Annotated in this window: 19 protein-coding genes and 1 pseudogene; 10 read left to right on the top strand and 10 right to left on the bottom strand. The window is 70.1% G+C overall.

The window, feature by feature from the left end; all coding sequences use genetic code 11:
* Positions 1-67 precede the first annotated feature (67 nt).
* Both ACZ6Z4_RS04345 and ACZ6Z4_RS04350 read left to right on the top strand, forming a co-directional pair.
* On the top strand, positions 68-2,179 hold the full coding sequence (locus tag ACZ6Z4_RS04345) for a GH92 family glycosyl hydrolase (RefSeq protein ID WP_465558009.1): 2,112 nt from the start codon (positions 68-70) through the stop codon (positions 2,177-2,179).
* A gap of 43 nt (positions 2,180-2,222) precedes the next feature.
* Positions 2,223-3,245, top strand: coding sequence for a zinc-dependent alcohol dehydrogenase family protein (locus ACZ6Z4_RS04350; RefSeq protein WP_465558011.1), 1,023 nt, complete (start codon positions 2,223-2,225; stop codon positions 3,243-3,245).
* On the opposite strand, the gene ACZ6Z4_RS04355 is transcribed toward ACZ6Z4_RS04350, so the two are convergent.
* The 6 genes and pseudogenes from ACZ6Z4_RS04355 to ACZ6Z4_RS04380 form a co-directional block, all read right to left on the bottom strand.
* On the bottom strand, positions 3,232-3,864 hold the full coding sequence (locus ACZ6Z4_RS04355) for a hypothetical protein (protein ID WP_465558013.1): 633 nt from the start codon (positions 3,862-3,864) through the stop codon (positions 3,232-3,234). The genes ACZ6Z4_RS04350 and ACZ6Z4_RS04355 overlap by 14 nt on opposite strands.
* Positions 3,865-3,986: 122 nt before the next feature.
* The gene (locus ACZ6Z4_RS04360; protein ID WP_465558015.1) at positions 3,987-5,132 is read right to left on the bottom strand and encodes an L-histidine N(alpha)-methyltransferase; all 1,146 of its coding nucleotides are present in this window, start codon (positions 5,130-5,132) and stop codon (positions 3,987-3,989) included.
* A 157-nt stretch (positions 5,133-5,289) separates the two neighbouring features.
* Entirely contained in the window at positions 5,290-5,490 is a 201-nt protein-coding gene (locus ACZ6Z4_RS04365) for a cold shock domain-containing protein (protein ID WP_363666711.1), read from the bottom strand.
* A 99-nt stretch (positions 5,491-5,589) separates the two neighbouring features.
* Positions 5,590-6,720 (bottom strand): annotated as a pseudogene (locus ACZ6Z4_RS04370) (Cmx/CmrA family chloramphenicol efflux MFS transporter); the annotation flags it as partial.
* Between the two features lie 229 nt (positions 6,721-6,949).
* On the bottom strand, positions 6,950-7,129 hold the full coding sequence (locus ACZ6Z4_RS04375) for a hypothetical protein (RefSeq protein WP_465558017.1): 180 nt from the start codon (positions 7,127-7,129) through the stop codon (positions 6,950-6,952).
* On the bottom strand, positions 7,126-8,424 hold the full coding sequence (locus ACZ6Z4_RS04380) for a PspC domain-containing protein (protein WP_465558019.1): 1,299 nt from the start codon (positions 8,422-8,424) through the stop codon (positions 7,126-7,128). The genes ACZ6Z4_RS04375 and ACZ6Z4_RS04380 overlap by 4 nt, the downstream gene beginning before the upstream one ends.
* 206 nt (positions 8,425-8,630) lie before the next feature.
* Between ACZ6Z4_RS04380 and ACZ6Z4_RS04385 the strand changes: the two genes are divergently transcribed.
* The 4 genes from ACZ6Z4_RS04385 to ACZ6Z4_RS04400 all read left to right on the top strand — a co-directional run bounded on the left by ACZ6Z4_RS04385 (position 8,631) and on the right by ACZ6Z4_RS04400 (position 12,618).
* Positions 8,631-10,148 (top strand): ATP-binding protein, encoded by a 1,518-nt coding sequence (locus ACZ6Z4_RS04385; protein ID WP_465558021.1) that lies wholly within the window; start codon positions 8,631-8,633, stop codon positions 10,146-10,148.
* A complete protein-coding gene (locus ACZ6Z4_RS04390; protein ID WP_363666701.1) occupies positions 10,145-10,786 on the top strand; it encodes a response regulator transcription factor in 642 nt (213 codons plus the stop codon). The genes ACZ6Z4_RS04385 and ACZ6Z4_RS04390 overlap by 4 nt, the downstream gene beginning before the upstream one ends.
* A gap of 62 nt (positions 10,787-10,848) precedes the next feature.
* Positions 10,849-11,202 carry a hypothetical protein gene (locus ACZ6Z4_RS04395; protein WP_465558023.1) on the top strand — a complete coding sequence of 118 codons (354 nt, stop codon included), beginning with the start codon at positions 10,849-10,851 and terminating at the stop codon, positions 11,200-11,202.
* A 93-nt stretch (positions 11,203-11,295) separates the two neighbouring features.
* Positions 11,296-12,618: a C1 family peptidase gene (locus ACZ6Z4_RS04400; protein ID WP_465558025.1), complete on the top strand. Its 1,323-nt coding sequence runs from the start codon at positions 11,296-11,298 to the stop codon at positions 12,616-12,618.
* Between the two features lie 48 nt (positions 12,619-12,666).
* Here ACZ6Z4_RS04400 and ACZ6Z4_RS04405 read toward each other — a convergent pair whose 3' ends face one another.
* Positions 12,667-13,431, bottom strand: coding sequence for an alpha/beta fold hydrolase (locus tag ACZ6Z4_RS04405; RefSeq protein WP_465558027.1), 765 nt, complete (start codon positions 13,429-13,431; stop codon positions 12,667-12,669).
* An 86-nt stretch (positions 13,432-13,517) separates the two neighbouring features.
* On the opposite strand from ACZ6Z4_RS04405, the gene ACZ6Z4_RS04410 reads away from it, so the two are divergent.
* On the top strand, positions 13,518-14,075 hold the full coding sequence (locus tag ACZ6Z4_RS04410) for a TetR/AcrR family transcriptional regulator (protein ID WP_465558029.1): 558 nt from the start codon (positions 13,518-13,520) through the stop codon (positions 14,073-14,075).
* A 27-nt stretch (positions 14,076-14,102) separates the two neighbouring features.
* Here ACZ6Z4_RS04410 and ACZ6Z4_RS04415 read toward each other — a convergent pair whose 3' ends face one another.
* Positions 14,103-14,828, bottom strand: coding sequence for a PIG-L deacetylase family protein (locus tag ACZ6Z4_RS04415; RefSeq protein WP_465558031.1), 726 nt, complete (start codon positions 14,826-14,828; stop codon positions 14,103-14,105).
* A gap of 66 nt (positions 14,829-14,894) precedes the next feature.
* Here ACZ6Z4_RS04415 and ACZ6Z4_RS04420 point away from each other — a divergent pair, with 66 nt between their 5' ends.
* Positions 14,895-15,188, top strand: a complete 294-nt coding sequence (locus ACZ6Z4_RS04420) for a hypothetical protein (RefSeq protein ID WP_465558033.1) — start codon at positions 14,895-14,897, stop codon at positions 15,186-15,188.
* Positions 15,185-15,520 carry a YnfA family protein gene (locus ACZ6Z4_RS04425; protein WP_465558035.1) on the top strand — a complete coding sequence of 112 codons (336 nt, stop codon included), beginning with the start codon at positions 15,185-15,187 and terminating at the stop codon, positions 15,518-15,520. Before ACZ6Z4_RS04420 ends, ACZ6Z4_RS04425 begins: the two co-directional genes overlap by 4 nt.
* Positions 15,521-15,559: 39 nt before the next feature.
* On the opposite strand, the gene ACZ6Z4_RS04430 is transcribed toward ACZ6Z4_RS04425, so the two are convergent.
* Together ACZ6Z4_RS04430 and ACZ6Z4_RS04435 are read right to left on the bottom strand one after the other, a co-directional pair.
* A complete protein-coding gene (locus ACZ6Z4_RS04430; protein WP_465558037.1) occupies positions 15,560-16,174 on the bottom strand; it encodes a ClpP family protease in 615 nt (204 codons plus the stop codon).
* Positions 16,171-16,770: a ClpP family protease gene (locus tag ACZ6Z4_RS04435; RefSeq protein ID WP_465558039.1), complete on the bottom strand. Its 600-nt coding sequence runs from the start codon at positions 16,768-16,770 to the stop codon at positions 16,171-16,173. Before ACZ6Z4_RS04435 ends, ACZ6Z4_RS04430 begins: the two co-directional genes overlap by 4 nt.
* Before the next feature lie 92 nt (positions 16,771-16,862).
* Between ACZ6Z4_RS04435 and ACZ6Z4_RS04440 the strand changes: the two genes are divergently transcribed.
* A complete protein-coding gene (locus tag ACZ6Z4_RS04440) occupies positions 16,863-17,117 on the top strand; it encodes an Imm32 family immunity protein (RefSeq protein ID WP_465558041.1) in 255 nt (84 codons plus the stop codon).
* The last annotated feature ends 31 nt before the right edge of the window (positions 17,118-17,148 follow it).

The following is a 17,148-nucleotide window of genomic DNA, read 5'->3' on the forward strand; positions in this document are numbered from 1 at the left end:
GGCCGGGGGTCTCGGAGGTTTCTGGCATGCTATGTCCGGACATGGAGCGGAGCTGTGGAGGACCGGCATGAGTCAGCGTGAGGCTGTCGACGACATCGATCCGTTGATCGGGGCGTTGACGACGTCGCCGGACACGGCGTGCGGCAAGACGTTCCCGGGACCGGTGCGGCCGTTCGGGATGGTGCAGCTGAGTCCGGACACGGTCAGCGGCGGCGACCACGGGAGCGGCTACTCGGCGGACATGGAGACCATCGAGGGGTTCAGCTTCACCCACCTCGGCGGGATCGGCTGCTACGGCGACCTCGGGAACCTGCAGGTGATGCCGCAGACCGGACCGCTGGTGACCGGGCGCGTCGCCGCCAACAGCCGCTACCGCAACCAGGTCGTGAAGGCCGGCTACTACTCCGTCGACCTCGACCGGTACCAGGTACGCGCCGAACTGACCGCGACCGAGCGCGCGGGCATCATCCGGTTCACGTACGCCGAGGCCGGGCCGGCCCGGATCAAGATCGACCTGTCCCGCCGGGTCGGGTTCGACGGATCGCACTCGGTCGAGCAGCACGTCGTCCTGGTCGACGACCACACGGTCGAGGGCTGGATGCGCTGCGACCGCAGCGGCGGCGGCTGGATCTGCGGGACCGGGCCGGAGTACACGGTGTACTTCTCGCTGCAGCTCTCGCAGCCGGTCAAGAGCTTCACGACCTGGGACGGTGACGACCTGCGCACCGAGCCGTCCCGTACGACGGCCGCCGCGGACGCCGGGTTCTTCATCGAGCTCGACGTGGCCGGGCCGGTGCTGGTCAAGTCGGGGATCTCGTTCACCAGCGTCGAGGGCGCCCGCCGCAACCTCGCCCACGACCTCCCCGGCTGGGACTTCGACCAGGTCGCCGCCGACGCGCGCGCGGCCTGGGCCGCCGTGCTGGAGAAGGTCGAGATCGAGGGCGGAACGCCGGAGCAGCGGCAGATCTTCCGGACCGCGCTCTACCACACGATGATCGAGCCGCGCCGGTGGAGCGACGTCGGCGACGACGCGGCGTACGAGCGAAGGACCGTGTTCAGCGGGTGGGACGTGTTCCGCGCGCAGCTGCCGCTGATGACGATCATCGACGAGAAGGTCGTCACCGACCAGATCAGCACGCTGCTCGACCTGACCACGTCCGGCCGGGTCAAGGGCCTGGCCCGCTGGGAGCTGCTCGGCGTCGACACCGACACCATGGTCGGCGACCCGGCGATCAACGTCATCGCCGAGGCGGCGGTGAAGGGGATCGAGGGGTTCGACATCGGTACGGCGTACCGGATCTGCCGGGACGTGGCGCTCGGGCCGGAGGAACGCTCCAACCGCAAGGAGCTCGCGAACTGGCAGCAGCTCGGCTGGGTCGTCGAGGACGGGCTGTCGGTGACGCTGGAGAACTCCTACACCGACCACGCGCTGGCCAGGTTCGCCGAGCTGCGGGGCGAGACCGACGACGCCCGGCGGCTGGACGCGAGCGCGCAGAACTACCGCAACGTCTTCAACGCCGACGTCGGCTGGTTCCGCGGGCGGTACCAGGACGGCACGTGGATGGGCCCGGACGAGGGGTGCACGGAGAGCAACCCCGAGCAGCAGGGCTGGTTCGTGCCGCACGACGTCGCCGGGCTGATCGAGCTGGCCGGTGGCGACGCGGCGTTCGCCGAGCGGCTGAACGCGATCTTCGAGAAGACACCGCCGGCCGACCTGATGAAGTGGAACGACCACTACAACCACTCCAACGAGCCGGTGCACCAGATGGCGTTCATGTTCACCTACGCCGGTGCGCCGTGGCTGACCCAGAAGTGGTCGCGCTACGTCTGCGACCACGGCTACGGCACCGGACCCGAGGGACTCGGCGGCAACGAGGACTGCGGACAGATGTCGGCCTGGTACGTCTTCGCCGCCGCCGGGCTCTACCCGGTGTCGCCGGTGGACAAGGTCTACGTCCTCGGCAGCCCGATGTTCGAGCGGACGACGTTCCGCACCTCCCGCGGCACCAGCTTCACGATCGCGCGGTCCGGCGAAGGCATCTACATCGCCGGGGCGACACTCAACGGCGTACCGATCGACCGGGCCTGGATCACCCACGACGAGGTGATCGCGGGCGGCGAGCTGCTCACGACGATGTCGCCGGAGCCGACCGAGTGGGGGACGAAGAACCGGCCCTAGGGTCGGGTGGCGGTCGCGGCGGTTGTCGCTCAGGATGGGCGGCATGCGTGCGATTGTGGTCGAGCAGTACGGCGTACTGCCTACGGTGCAAGGGGTCCCGGAGCCGGTGGTTGCTGCTGGTGGGGTGGTGCTGAAGGTCGAGGCGACCGGGTTGTGCCGCAGTGACTGGCACGGGTGGCAGGGGCACGACTCGGACATCGTGCTGCCGCACGTGCCGGGGCACGAGGTGGCGGGGACGATTGCCGCGGTGGGGGACGGGGTCACCGGGTGGGCGGTTGGGGATCGGGTGACGACGCCGTTCATCTGCGCTTGTGGGTCGTGCGAGCAGTGCCTGGAGGGGAACCAGCAGGTCTGCCCGAATCAGTTGCAGCCTGGGTTCAACTACTGGGGATCCTTTGCCGAGTACGTCGCACTTCCGTTCGCGGCGGTGAATCTGGTGCGGTTGCCGGAGGAGATGTCGTTCTCGACGGCGGCCGGCCTCGGGTGCCGGTTTGCGACCTCGTTCCGGGCGGTGCACCAGGTGGGGAAGGTGCGCGCCGGGGAGGACTTCGTGGTGTTCGGGTGCGGGGGTGTGGGGCTCTCGGCGGTGATGATCGGGGCTGCGCTGGGCGCGCGAGTTGTTGCCGTTGACACCAATCCGGGGGCGCTGGAGCTGGCGCTTCGGTACGGCGCCGCGGATGCGGTGGTTGCCGGGCCGGGAGCGGTGGAGGAGATTCGGGCGCTGACCGGGGGCGGGGCTCGGGTGACGATGGATGCGTTGGGGGCCAACGAGATCGTGCAGCAGGCGCTGCGGGTGTTGCGGCCGCGCGGGCGGCATCTGCAGGTGGGGTTGCTGCCGGACGGCGTACAGCTGGATGTGTCGCGGGTGATCGGGCAGGAGCTGGAGTGGCTGGGCAGCCATGGGATGGCTGCGCACACCTACCCGGAGATGCTCGAGCTGGTCGCGTCCGGGGTGTTGAAGCCGGCTGAGCTGGTGACGCGGACGATCGGGCTGGACGACGTACCGGGTGCTCTGGAGGAGCTGTCGTCGGGGACGCCTGCCGGGGTGACGGTCATTCGCCCTTAGGGAGGCGGGCCAGCAGGGTTTCGAGCATCTGGCGGGTGGTCGCGAAGTAGCTGTTCTCGTGGTTCAGCGCGCGGTGGAACGCCGCTAGCTCGGCGCTGGTGATGGTGCTGGAGAAGGTGCTGATCTCGGTGAGGTCGAGGCGGCGGTTGAACAGGTGCACGGTGTCGCGCCAGCGGTGCAGGAGGTTCACCAGCTCGGCGTCGCGGTGGAGGCCGAGCGCGCCGGAGACGAGCGCCAGGTCGACCGCGGAGACGACGAGCCGCGGGTAGACCTGGCGGTGGCTCGGCGGGGTGGGCGAGAAGCGCTCGTCGGCGAGGAGACGGGTGTTCTCCTGCAGCTCGTCGGAGACCGCGCGGAGGATCTCGGCGCGCCGCTCGGCGGCGGCGGTCAGGCGCTCGACGAAGATGCCGGTCAGGCCGGCGACGAGGGTGAGCGAGTTGACCGCTGGTTCCCAGCGGCTGTTGTCGGGCTTGAAGAACCAGATCACGCCGAGCACGAAGGCGATCGCGAGCAGGCCGTAGCTGATGACCGAGACGACCGTACGCCGGTACGCCGCCCAGCCGGAGCTGGTAGTTGCCTTGGGCAACGCCCGGCTGAGCTTGCGAAGGCGTCCGAGCACGCGCAACCGCGCGGTCGCGACTCGCCGCGCCTGGGGGGAGGGGGAGGGCCCGGCGCGCCCGCCTTCGCTTCGCTCGGCTCCTGAGCTGTCGCGCGCTTCTCCCGGCGTACCAGCAGGTGTGGTCATCGCCAGATGTCGTCGGCCAGGGAGCTGGTGGTGGGGGCGGAGCCGGGAGCGAGCAGGAGCATGTCGAGGCCGAAGGGGCTCGGGCGGCGGGTACGGCGGAAGCGGGAACGCGCGTGCTCGACCGGGTTGAGCTCGCAGGCCGACGTCAGCTTCTTCAGGCGCTCGGTGGAGAACTTGCGGGTCGTGTAGAGCAGGATCGTGTCGCCCTTGTCGAGCGCGACGTCGGTGTGGTCGGGCAGGCCCATCACGATCTGGTCGGGGGTGTTGTTCTGCCAGACGATCTTCACCAGCAGCGCGTCGTCGTCCTCGACCTCGCCGCGGAAGTCCAGGTTGTCGAGCTCGATCCGCAGGTCGGTGTTGTAGCGCAGCGCACTCGTCACGAACTCCGCGAACGCCCGCGTCTGGTGGTACTCCTCGGCCGCCTCCTTCGCGGTCTCCGCGTTCAGCACGTTCGTGCTCGCGACCTCGAGCAGCAGCCGGTCCTGCGGGCGCAGCACGTTGGTCAGCGTCTGCAGCAGTTCGAGATCGCTCTCGAAGTTGGCCAGCGTGTTGCCGGTCAGCGCGTACAGCAGCGGCTCGTCGCCGACCAGTTTTGCGAGCATCTGCCCGAGCTGCTCGACGTTGTCCGCGATCGAGAAGTCGAGCTGCACCGGCAGCACCTGCGCCATCGGGAACCCGGCGCCGCGGACCGGCTCCAGCGTGCCGAGCCGCAGCATCTCCGAGCTCATGTCGACCGGGATGTAGAACATGTCCGGGTTGTACCGGTGCAGGTCGGCGACGATCGTCCGGTCCTTCACACCGGTCCCGACACCGAGGCTGACGAAGTGGAACCCGCCCTGGTCGACGTGCGGCCGCACCTGCCGCCAGTGCCGCTGGAAGGACTCGGCGCCGGCCTTCATCACCAGGTAGAACGGGTCGTTGGTCGCGTTCGCCCAGGCGATCGTCGGGCCGATCCCCCAGTACGAGAAGCCGGACGTGATCTGCTTGCCGTCCCCGGTCGTCGAGTACGGGCCGCGCAGGTCGCCGGTCAGCGTCGCCAGCTTGTCGGTCTGGTCCTCACCGACCAGCAGCAACGACCAGGAGAAGTCGTCGTCGGCCAGCGCCTTCTCGAGCTTCCTGATCACGTGCACCGGCTCGCTCACCGCGGCAACCCCTCCCAAGCGTGGGCGCTCAGGTTATCGGTTGCCGAGCCGCCCCGCAGTCCGGAAACCCGCTCCCCGGCGTCGCGTCGCCGGGGAGCGGTCGTGTCGCGCGTACAGCGACGTCAGCCGCGAGGCGTCCGGCGTACGGGGTGGTGGATCAGACCGGCGTGACGGTGTCGGCCTCGCGGCCCTTGGGGCCGTCGACCACCTCGAACTCGACGTGCTGGCCGTCCTCGAGCGTCTTGTAGCCGTCGGAGACGATCCGGCTCCAGTGGACGAACACGTCGTCCTGCCCGTCGACCGCCAGGAAGCCGTAGCCCTTGTCGGCGTTGAACCACTTCACGGTGCCGCGCACCATCGGTAACTCCCGTGACCCTCAACGGGACCCGCTGCACTCGGGCCCCTCCGGTGCCCGCCGGCCGGTCTCCGGCCGTCGCGAGCGGTCCACCAGACTATCCGAACCCCGGCGCGCCCGCCGGACCGGTCCGGCGAGTACGGCGACGGCGAGGGCGATCCCGGTCAGCACGGCGCTGCACCAGAGCGGCGCCCGGTCGCCTGCTGCGGTGATGGCCGCGCCGCCTGCGAGCGGGCCTACTACTGCGCCCACGTTGAGGGCTGCGGTGGCCAGCCCACCAGCGAGGACAGGCGACTCCGCACCGGCTGACAGAGCGAGTGAGATGAGCGCTGAGCCGACTCCGAACGACAGGAGTCCTTGCAGGAAGACCAGCGGCACAGCAGCCGCCGGGAGGTGGGCAGCCCAGGCGAACGCGCACCAGCCGAGCAGGAGGGCGGTGCCGGCAGCAGCCAGTACGCCGTACGCGCGGCGGTCGGCGTACCGGCCGGCGAGGCTGACGCCGACGAACGAGCCGAGGCCGAACAGCATCAGGAGCGGCGGGACCCAGGCCGGGGCGAGGCGAGTGACGGTGGTGAGGATCGGCGCGAGGTAGGTGAAGGTGCAGAAGGTCGCGCCGTTCACCAGGGCGCCGAGCGTGAGGAGCAGGGCGAGGCGTCGAGTGATTCGGAAGGTGACAGGTGGTTGGAGCTGGACTGGTTGCGAGGGGATCGAGCGGGCGATGGCGATCAGTGCAGGCAGGCACAGCAGAGCGACGGCCCAGAACGCTGAGCGCCAGCCGAGGTGCTGGCCGAGCCAGGCGCCCGCTGGTACGCCGGCGATGCAGGCGAGCGTCGTACCGGCCAGCAGTACGCCGGTGGCGCGGCCGGTGGCGGTGGAGAGAGTGGCTGCGGTAGCCAGCGCTACTGCCAGGAAGCCGGCGTTGGCGAGGGCAGCGACGAGGCGGGTGAGCAGGAGGACGGTGAAGTCGTCTGCCAGCGCACCGGCGACGTGGGCGAGCAGGAAGACCGTCAGCGTCAGCAGGAGAGTGGCGCGGCGTGGCCAGCGGCGGCCGAGGACGGCGATCGCCGGGGCGCCGACGACCATGCCGAGCGCGAACGCCGAGGTGAGCCAGCCGGCGGTGGGGATCGAAACGGTGAGCTCGGCGGCGATCTCCGGGGTGAGACCGGAGAGCATGAACTCCGAGGTGGCCTGGGCGAAGACGGCTAGGGCGAGCAGGTACAGCAGGAAAGGCATCGAGGACTCCACGACCGAGAGCGACGGGCGCGCGGCAGGAGGTCGCCGCGCGAGGGCACACATCGCCGGCGGACCGGGGCAGGCTGAAGCACCGCAGCTCGAGGTGCGGGAGTCGATCAGCCACCGGGCAGCCGGTGGCTAGCCTCTGTCTGCCTCGGGGGTGGACACGGAGCGAGCCTAGAAGGACTCGCTGGAGAAGATCAAAGAGATAACGGCGAGGGAGCGGCGGTCAGCTGCGCCGGGACGCGGCCAGGCCTACGGCCCCGGCGACCACCAGCAGGATGGCGGCAGTCAGGCCGAGGTCGCCCGTCTGCACCAGGCCCTCTTCGTTCAGCAGGTAGATGGTCGCCGCGCCGGTCAGCACCGTGCCGGTGATGACGCCGGGGACGTCCGCCTTGATCTTCCTCATCCGCGCTCCACGGTGATGCTGCCGAGCTTGAGCTGGGCGTCGACGACGACCTTCTCGGGGCCGGCCTTGCCGTCGGCGCCGAGGTCGTTCAGCACGATCTTCACGTCGTGACCGCCCTCGCGTTGGGCCAGGCCGACCACCTCGCCTGCCTGCGCGCTCAGCGTACCGGTGACGTCCACGTTCGCCGGCACCTTCAGCACCACCTCACCGACCCCTCCGGTGATCGTCACGTGCGCACCGGGCGCGAACTTCGTCCTGGTCAGGTCGAGATGCACCGAGCCGGCGTCGAACGTGTAGTTGTTGCTGGTCGCCGTGACCGGCTGGTCCGGCTTCGCGACCAGGTTCACGTCCTTGAAGTCGCGCGGCACGTTCGGGAAGATCGAGCTGGCCGCGACGCCGAGGGCGAGCAGGATGCCGAGCGGCAGCAGCGCCATCGTCCGGCCGAGGAACCCGCCGATCAGCATCCCGGCGCCGAGCGTCGCGACACCGATCGCGAGCATCGTCGGCGTCGAGGAGCCCGCGAGCCAGGCGATCGCGATCGCCAGGCCGGTCAGGGCGACGACGGCGGGCTTGACGCCGCGCATCCCCTTCACCGGCGGCTCGGCGACCCGCGTGGCGGCCGGGGCCGCCGCGGCCGGCGGCTCGTCGACGTACAGACCCAGGGGGTCGTCCTCGGTCCACACCGGCTGGACCGGTTCGACGGTGCGGTCCTGTGGTCGCCGGGTGGCCGAGGACGACATGCCCGCCGGGGGAGGTGGCGGGCCGTTGGTGGGAGGCTGCTGGCCGACGTACTGGGTGGTCTGCTGCTGGTACGGCGGGGTGCCGGGCGCCTGGCTCTGGTGCGGGTTCTGGTGCGACCAGTGCGGGTTGGGGGTCTTCGGCTTGCGGCGGAACACGAACAGGTAGAGGAGGCCCAGTACGACGATCGGCCCGGGGATCAGCTTGCCGAAGTCGAACGACGACATCACCGCGATCGCCAGGAACACGCAGACGCCGAGCACCACCGGCCACAGCCACGGGTGGTCGGGGCGGACCCGGTTGCCGAGCAGGCCCTCGACCGGCGCCTTGTCGGAGCCCTCGTCGGGCATCAGGATCCAGCCGGCGGCGTAGAACAGGATGCCGGGGCCGCTGATCACCAGGACGGCCATCACGACGCGGACCAGCACGGGGTCGACGTTCAGCGCGCGGGCGATCCCGCCGCAGACGCCGGCCACCATCCGGTCGCTCCGGCTGCGCCGCCAGCTCTGCACGTCGCGCAGCTGGGTGCGGTCGAAGCCGCTCTGGTTCTGGTCCATGACACCGATAGTGTCCCGCGCCAGGGCCCGGCAACATCGGGGATCCCCCCTTGCCGACCCCTGGAACTTGCCGGCCGGCCCGCCGGGCAGGCGGGGGACTCCGGGTTCTCCCCGAGCCGACCCTGACCGGGTCCGGCCGCCGCTGAGGTGGCGCCCGGGGACAAGCCTGCTGGTGTCGGCCCTGTCCGCATGTGACGATCGTGGTGATGAGCCAGCCAGCCGCAGCCGCGCCCTCGGGCGGACCCTCCACCGGAGGTCCGGCCGGGCAGCAGCCTGCGCAGAACCCGCCGCCTCCTGGGCAGTACCAGCACTGGCACGGCGGCCCGGCCCGGGGAGCGCAGTATGCGCCGCCGCCGTACGGGCAGGCTGGTGGTTCGGCGTACGGACCACCTGGCGGTACGCCGTACGGTCAGCCCGGTCCGGCTTTCGGCCCACCTGGACCAGGTCGTCCCGGTCCTGAGGCACCGCCTGTACGGCGGGCCTACCGGCGCTTCGAAGGCCGTGTGGTCAGCGGTGTCGCCGGCGGTATCGCCGATCACCTCAACGTCCCCGACATCGCCGTCCGGCTGGTCTTCATCGCCGCGACCGTCTTCGGTGGCTTCGGCGTCCTCATCTACGCCGCGCTCTGGTTCCTGATGCCCCTGGGCGCTCCAACCGTCCCTGGCGCACCGGGCCTCGCAGCAGCGACCCGCCAGAACATGCGCTCCGACCAGCCTCCACCGCCGGTCAGCGAGGCCCGCAGCCGCCGCCGCGAGAAGAACCGCGGCCAGCTGATCGCCCTGGTCGTCGTCGCCGCCGGGCTCCTGCTCCTCCTCCAGGCAGCGGGCCTGGGCATCGCCGGCAAGATGTTCTGGCCGCTCGTCTTCGCCGGGACCGGTCTCGCCCTGATCTGGCGCCAGGCCGACGAGACCCAGAAGGCCGCCTGGACGAACAAGGCGCCGACGCTCGGCAACCTGCTCGGCAAGGGCGGGATGAAGTCGATCGTCCGCGTCGTCGTCGGCGTCATCCTGCTCGGCACCGCGGTCACCGTCTTCCTGGTCCAGAACGGCCGCCTCTCGCAGGTCGGCGACGTACTGGTCGCGCTGCTGCTCGCCGTCGTCGGTCTCGGCGTGATCGCCGGCCCGTGGGTGCACCGGCTGAGCCGCGACCTGAACGCCGAGCGCGGCGAGCGGATCCGCTCCCAGGAGCGCGCCGACATGGCCGCACACCTGCACGACTCGGTCCTGCAGACGCTCGCGCTGATCCAGAAGCAGGCCGCCGACCCGAAGGCGGTGGCCCGGCTGGCCCGCTCCCAGGAGCGTGAGCTGCGGGCCTGGCTGTACGACGAGGACGACCAGACCGACAAGACCCTGGCCGGTGCCGCCAAGCGCGCCGCCGCCGAGGTCGAGGACTCGCACGGCGTACCGGTCGAGGTGGTCACGGTCGGCGACTGCGACCTGACCGAGGGCCTGTCGGCGATGGTCCGCGCGGCCCGGGAGTCGATGGTGAACGCGGCCAAGCACTCGGGTGCGGACAAGATCGACGTGTTCGTCGAGGTCGACGGCGACCGGGCGGAGATGTTCGTCCGGGACCGCGGCAAGGGCTTCGACACCGACGGGGTGCCCGAGGACCGGCTCGGTCTGCGGCACAGCGTGATGGGGAGAATGGAACGGCACGGCGGCCGCGCGACGGTGCGGTCGAGCCCGGAAACCGGCACCGAGGTGCGACTGGAGATGGACAGATGACAGTACGACGGGTGGTCGTGATCGACGACCACGACATGTTCCGGGCCGGTGTCCGCAGCGAGATCGGGACCGCGGTGGAGATCGTCGGCGAGGGCGCCGACGTGGACAGCGCGGTGAAGGCGATCGTGGCCAACGAGCCGGACGTCGTCCTGCTCGACGTCCACCTGCCCGGCGGCGGTGGCACCGAGGTGATGAAGCAGGTGCACCAGCGGCACCCGGAGATCAAGTTCCTGGCGCTGTCGGTGTCGGACGCGGCCGAGGACGTGATCGGCGTGATCCGGGCCGGAGCCCGTGGCTACGTCACCAAGAACATCTCCGGCACCGAGCTGGTCGACGCGATCGGCCGGGTCGCCGACGGCGACGCGGTGTTCTCGCCGCGACTGGCCGGCTTCGTGCTGGACGCGTTCTCGGGCGCGATCGACATCGCGTCGGTCGACGAGGACCTCGACCGGCTCTCGCAGCGCGAGCGCGAAGTCCTCCGGCTGATCGCCCGCGGCTACGCGTACAAGGAAGTGGCCCGCGAGCTGTTCATCTCGGTGAAGACCGTCGAGACCCACGTCTCCTCGGTACTGCGCAAGCTGCAGCTGTCGAACCGCCACGAACTGACCCGCTGGGCGACCGACCGCCGACTGGTGTGAGGTTCGCCGCCAGGTCGGCGCGTACGGCGTACCGGCCTGGCGGGGATCCCTAGGGTGTGGGCATGGACTTCCTGCACGACGTGCTCACGCTGCTGCACCTGGTCGGTTTCGCCGCGCTGTTCGGCGGGTTCTTCACCCAGCTGAAGGCGAAGGAGCCGGTGGTCAACGCCGCGATGCTGCACGGCGCGCTGACCCAGCTGGTGACCGGGATCCTGCTGGTCGGTCTGGCCTCCGGTGTGAAGGACGACGACTTCACCGTCGACAACACCAAGATCGCGGTCAAGCTGGTCGTCGTGGTGGTGATCACGGTGCTGGTGCTGCTGTGGCGTCGCCGGCCGTCGATCACCCGTGGCATGCTGATGGCGATCGGCGGGCTCACGCTGCTGAACGCCGTCATCGCCGTCTTCTGGCACTGAGCCGGTCGCCGCTGGCGGGTTCCGGACAGGGCACACATGCGCCACCCCGGCGGGGGCGCCCGGTCCTTCGGGGCTGAGATACCGTCGATGGTTATGGAGCGGAATCTCACTGCCGAACAGCTGGCGCTCTTCGAGAAGGAGTTCGCGTCGAACCCGCAGTACCGGGTGATGCAGAACGCCGTCACGGAGACGCCGGTCGCCAAGATCGCCCTGGATCGTCAGGTCGTCACCTCGATCGACCACTCGGTGTCGAACCTGCTGGACGACTGGAAGGTGACCAACCAGAAGAAGAGCGGTCGCTGCTGGTTGTTCGCGGGCCTGAACCTGCTCCGGGCCGGCGCCGCCGAGAAGCTCGGTGTGAAGGACTTCGAGTTCTCCCAGAACTACCTGCTGTTCTGGGACAAGTTCGAGCGCGCCAACTTCTTCCTCGAAGCGGTGATCGAGACCACCGACCGTGACGTCGACGACCGCACCGTCGCGCACCTGCTATCGGACCCGATCGGCGACGGCGGCCAGTGGAACATGTTCGTCGCGCTGGTCCGCAAGCACGGCCTGGTCCCGAAGACGGCGATGCCGGAGACCGAGAGCTCGTCGTCGACCGCCCAGCTCAACGACACGCTCCGCCGGCTGCTCCGTCAGGGCGCCCGCGACCTGCGCAAGCTCGACGGCGCGGAAGCGCAGCGGGCCGCGAAGCGGGAGCTGCTGACCACGATCCACCGGGTGCTGAGCATCCACCTCGGGACGCCGCCGCAGAAGTTCCTGTGGCAGTGGAAGGACAGCGACAAGGGCTTCCACCGCGACGGCTGGACGACGCCCGCCGAGTTCGCCGCGTCGTACGTGACGCTGCCGGTCGACGAGTACGTCTGCATCGTGCACGACCCGCGCGAGTCCAGCCCGACCGGCAAGACCTTCACCGTCGACTACCTCGGCAACGTCATCGACGCGCCGCCGGTGGTCTACCTGAACGTCGAGATCGACCTGATGAAGAAGCTCGCCCAGGACGCGATCGTCGGCGGCGAGCCGGTCTGGTTCGGCTGCGACGTCGGCAAGCAGATGTCGGCCGACCTCGGCTTCTGGGACGCCGCGCTGTACGACTTCGAGGCCGTGTACGACACCACGTTCACGCTCGACAAGGCCGAGCGGCTGCTGCACCACGAGACGCTGATGACGCACGCGATGCTGTTCACCGGCGTCGACCTGGTCGACGGCGCGCCGCGGCGCTGGCGGGTCGAGAACAGCTGGGGCGACGAGAAGGCCGACAGCGGTTTCTGGACGATGAACGACTCGTGGTTCGGCGAGCACGTCTTCGAGATCGCGGTCCGCAAGTCGGCGCTGCCGGCCGAGCTGCAGGCCGCGTTCGACGAGACGCCGATCGTGCTGCCCGCGTGGGACCCGATGGGTGCGCTCGCGGACTGACGTTTCTCTTGCTGGGAGGCCCTGGACCTTGTGGTCCAGGGCCTTTCCTTACTTCGTGAGCGCTTCGCGGACGAGCGTGACGCCCTCCGCGGGCCGCTCCATCGTCGGCAGGTGGCCCGCCCACGGCAGCTCGGTGAGCTCGGCGTCCGGCAGCTGACCGGCCAGGTGCCGCGCGCCGGTGCGGAAGAACTCGAGGTCGTGCGCGCCGACGTACAGCTTCACCGGCATCGTGAGATTCGCGGGGACGACGTCGTACTCCTCGTTGTCCACGTCGCCCGCCGCGAGCTGCAGCTCGAACGCGCGCTTCTGCATGGCGAACAGCAGGTCCTTGGCGGCGTCGTCGGCCTCCGGCCCGATCCAGGTCCGCACGTTGAGCGCCGTCGCGCCGTCGACGTCGTCCTTGTCCAGCAGCGCGTTCTCCTCGCCCCAGAACGCGCGCAGGTCCTCGGTCGGCTCCACCCCGTCGACCGGCGGCGCCAGCAGCACGACCCGGCGGAACCGCTCCGGCGCCTTGCTCACCGCCTGGAGCACCACGTTCCCGCCGTACGACGCCCCGACGACCGCGACCGGTCCGCCGTCGACGACGCCTTCGCTCGCGAGCGCGTCGAGCAGCTCGAGCAGGTCGCCCGCGTCGGAGTACGCCGAACCGGCGGGCAGCGGCGTCTCGCCGTACCCGCGCAGGTCGACCGTGATCACCCGGTGGTCGCGCCGCAGGTCCTCGACCTGCGGGGCCCACATCCGCGCGTCCGCGACTCCGGCATGCACCAGCAGCACGGCGGGCCCGTCGCCCACCACCTCGTGATTGATCGTCATGGGTGGAGCCTCACCGCTGCCGCCGCCCGGCGCAAACCCTTTTGGCCCGCGTTCCAACCGTCTGGTTGGTTGTTACCCTGGGGGCCATGCCGTACGACTCCGCCGCCACCCGCGCCCGCCTGCTCGACGCGGCGTACGCCGAGTTCTCCGCCCGCGGCCTGGCCGGAGCCCGGGTGGACCGGATCGCCGCCGAGGCGCGCGCGAACAAGCAGGCGATCTACGCCTACTTCGGCTCCAAGGACGGCCTCTTCGACGCGATGCTCGCGGTCCGGATGAGCACGCTGGCCGATGCCGCGCCGTTCACGCCGGAGGACCTCCCGGCGTACGCCGGGGCGTTGTTCGACGCTCTCCAGGCCAACCCGGACATCCTCCGGCTGACCCAGTGGGCCTGGCTCGAACGCGCCGACGTGACGCCGGCCGAGATCGACTCCCACCAGTCCAAGGCCAAGGCGATCGCCGCCGCGTCCTCTGTCGCCCTGTCGGAGGCCCGGGCGATGGACATCTTCATCCTCGTCGTCGGGCTGTGTGCGGCGTGGAGCACGACCGCGCCGGCCCTGCGGGCGTTGGGCTCCCAGGCGTCCCACCGCGCGGCCGTGGTCGCGGCGACTGCCGCGATGGTCTCCGCACTCACCGCCGCGGACTGAGGCGTACGCCGCCCGCCTCGGCGACCCTCAGAGGCGGATGACTGCGAAGAGTTCGGCGTAGTGGTCCGCGGGGAGGCCGGAGATCTTGGCGTTCTGGCTCATCAGGTCGCGGACTCTCGCGAGCAGGTGGGTGGGGTCGCGGTGCTGGCTGTGGTGGGCCTCGACGGCGGCGAGCTTCTGGTCGATGGTGTCGGTGATGTCGACGTGGTGGTTGGTCTCCGGGTGCTCGATCAGCCAGAGCTCGTCGACGGCCCAGGCCGGTTCGGCCAGGTCGGGGAAGGCGAACGGGTTGCCGATCGCGGGGAAGAAGGCGCGAACGGTCGCCTCGCCGGTCGCCAGGTGGTCGGGGTGCGAGACCGGGAGCTTCGACCAGTTGCGGTCCGGCGACGAGCTGACCAGGCGCTGTGGGCGGACCTGCCGGGTGATCCGGACGATGTCGCGGACCAGCGCGAGGGTCGGCTCGACCTCGCCGTCGGCGTACCCGAGGAAGTGCAGCTGGTCGACGCCGACCTGCGCCGCCGCGGCGGTCTGCTCGGCCCGGCGGACGGCGGGGATCTCGGCCCGGTCCCGGTCCGGCTCGAAACCGCCGGCCTGGCCGTCGGTGACCAGGCAGTAGTGCACCTCGATGCCGGCCTTGGTCCAGTTCGCCACGGTCCCCGCGACGGCGAAGTCGATGTCGTCGGGGTGCGCGGCGATGACCAGCACCCGCTCGATCTCGTGGTCGGGGCGCGGGTTCGCGGCGGGGAGACTCATCCTGACAGTTTAGTGGAAGGTTCAAGCATTGCCTCCGGTCCCTGGGTACGGGTTTACCGTCGAGACATGACCTGGGTTCCGGATGCGTGCACGTTGCCGACCGCGGAGCAGCCGCTGCGGGTGGAGGAGTTCGACCGGTTGTTCGCGCGGGCGCTGCGCGGCGTACGGCGTACGGGGGAGACGACGCTCGAGCTCGACCTCGCGAAGGACTCGCTTGCGGAGGTCGAGGAGCTGGTCGCGCGGGAGTCCGAGTGCTGCTCGTTCTTCACGTTCCGGGTCGAGCCCGGGGTGCTGCTGGTGATCGACGTGCCTGCTCAGCGTGCGGGCGTGCTGGACGCGCTGGTCGAGCGGCTCGGATGACCGTCGCCCGGTCGATCGCGCTGTTCGTGCTGGCCGCGATCGCCGAGATCGGCGGCGCCTGGCTGATCTGGCAGGGCTGGCGCGAGCATCGCGGCCTGCTCTGGGTGGCCGGCGGGATAGTTGCCCTGGGCGCCTATGGTTTCGTCGCGACCTTTCAGCCCGACCCGAACTTCGGGCGCATCCTGGCGGCGTACGGGGGTGTGTTCGTGGCCGGATCGCTCGCCTGGGGGATGCTCGTCGACGGGTTCCGGCCGGATCGCTGGGACGTGATCGGCGCGGTGATCTGCCTGGTGGGCGTGGTGGTGATCATGTACGCGCCGCGGAGTACGTGAAGCGGGCGCCCGCCGTACAAACACGGCGGGCGCCCCAACTCACGCCCCGGCGAACGCCTTCAGCACCTGCCGGTGCTGGATCACCTGATCGACGATCCCGTACGCCCGCGCCTGCTCGGCCCGCAGTACGTGATCGCGGTCGGTGTCGTGCCGCAGTTGCTCCACGGTCTGCCCGGTATGCGTCGACAGGATCGTCTCGACCTCGGCCCGCACGCGAACCACCTCGTCGGCCTGCAGGATCAGATCGGGGATCGTCCCCTGCCCGCGAGCCGCCGGTTGATGCAGTACGACGCGCGCATGCGGCACCACCGCTCGCTGCCCCGGCTCACCCGCCGCGAGCAGCACCGCGCCGGCCGCGATCGCCTGCCCGATGCAGAACGTCGCGATCGGCGAGCTGATGTACTGCATCGTGTCGTAGATCGCGAGCATCGCGGTCATGTCGCCGCCCTCGCAGTTGATGTACAGGTTGATCGGCTGCTCCGGCCGATCCGCCTCCAGATGCAGCAGTTGCGCGATCATCGCGTTCGCGACGCCGGCGTCGATGCCGGTGCCGAGGTAGATGATGCGCTCGGACAACAGGTGCGAGTAGACGTCCATGATCCGCTCGCCGCGCGCGCTCTGCGTGATCACGTTCGGGATCGTGTAGCTGCTCATCGGGCCGCCTCCGTCCGCAGGGGCATCACTTGGTCGAACGACTCGACGATCTGGTCCACGAACCCGAACTCGATCGCCTCCCGCGCCGTGTACCAGTGGTCGTGCAGCGAGTCCTCGTACACGGTCTCCACCGGCTGCCCGGTGTCCTCCGCGACCAGCCCGAGCACGGTGTCGCGAATGTGCCGCAGGTCGTTCGCCTGGATCTCGATCTCCACCGCCGACCCGCCGATCCCCGCGGACCCCTGGTGCATCAGCACCCGAGCGTGCGGGAGCGCGTACCGCTTCCCCTTCGCCCCCGCCGACAGCAGGAACTGCCCCGCACTGCACGCCAGCCCCAACGCCACCGTCGCCACATCACACGGCACCAGCCGCATCACGTCCCGAATCGCGAGCATCGACGGCACCGACCCACCCAGCGAGTGGATCCACAACGCGATGTCCGTCTCCGGATCCTCCGCCGCCAGCGTCAGGATCTGCGTGGCGATCAACGTCCCGTTGTCGTCGTTCAACACCCCGTCCAGCACCACGACCCGCCGCCGCAACAACCCCAACCGAGCCTGCTCCCCGAACAGGGGCACCTTGTTCTCATCAGCCATGTCTCCACCATGACCGCGCCGGTACGCCGTACCGAAGCCTTTCTGCTCCCAGCAACTCTGCTCTCAGCCAACAAGCCTGCTTGAATCACCCCGTGGAACTCGGCACCTACGGCCCCACGGGCCTGACCTTCATCTGGAACGACGATTTCGAGATCACCGTCGACACCACGTCGCCGGAAATCCTCATCGCCGCCAACCCAGCCGGCCTCACCAGCCTCGCGCGCCACCTCCTGACCCTCGCCCAGGAAGGCGTCCCCGACGGCGCCCACCTGCACCTCACCGCCGGGCAAGAACTCACGTCGACGGTCGACCTGATCCTGGAACGCCGGGCCTCGACGGATGCTTGAGCAGACTCGTTGGTGCTGAGCGCCGTGCCAG

The sequence above is a fragment of the Kribbella sp. NPDC104740 genome (assembly GCF_055583505.1).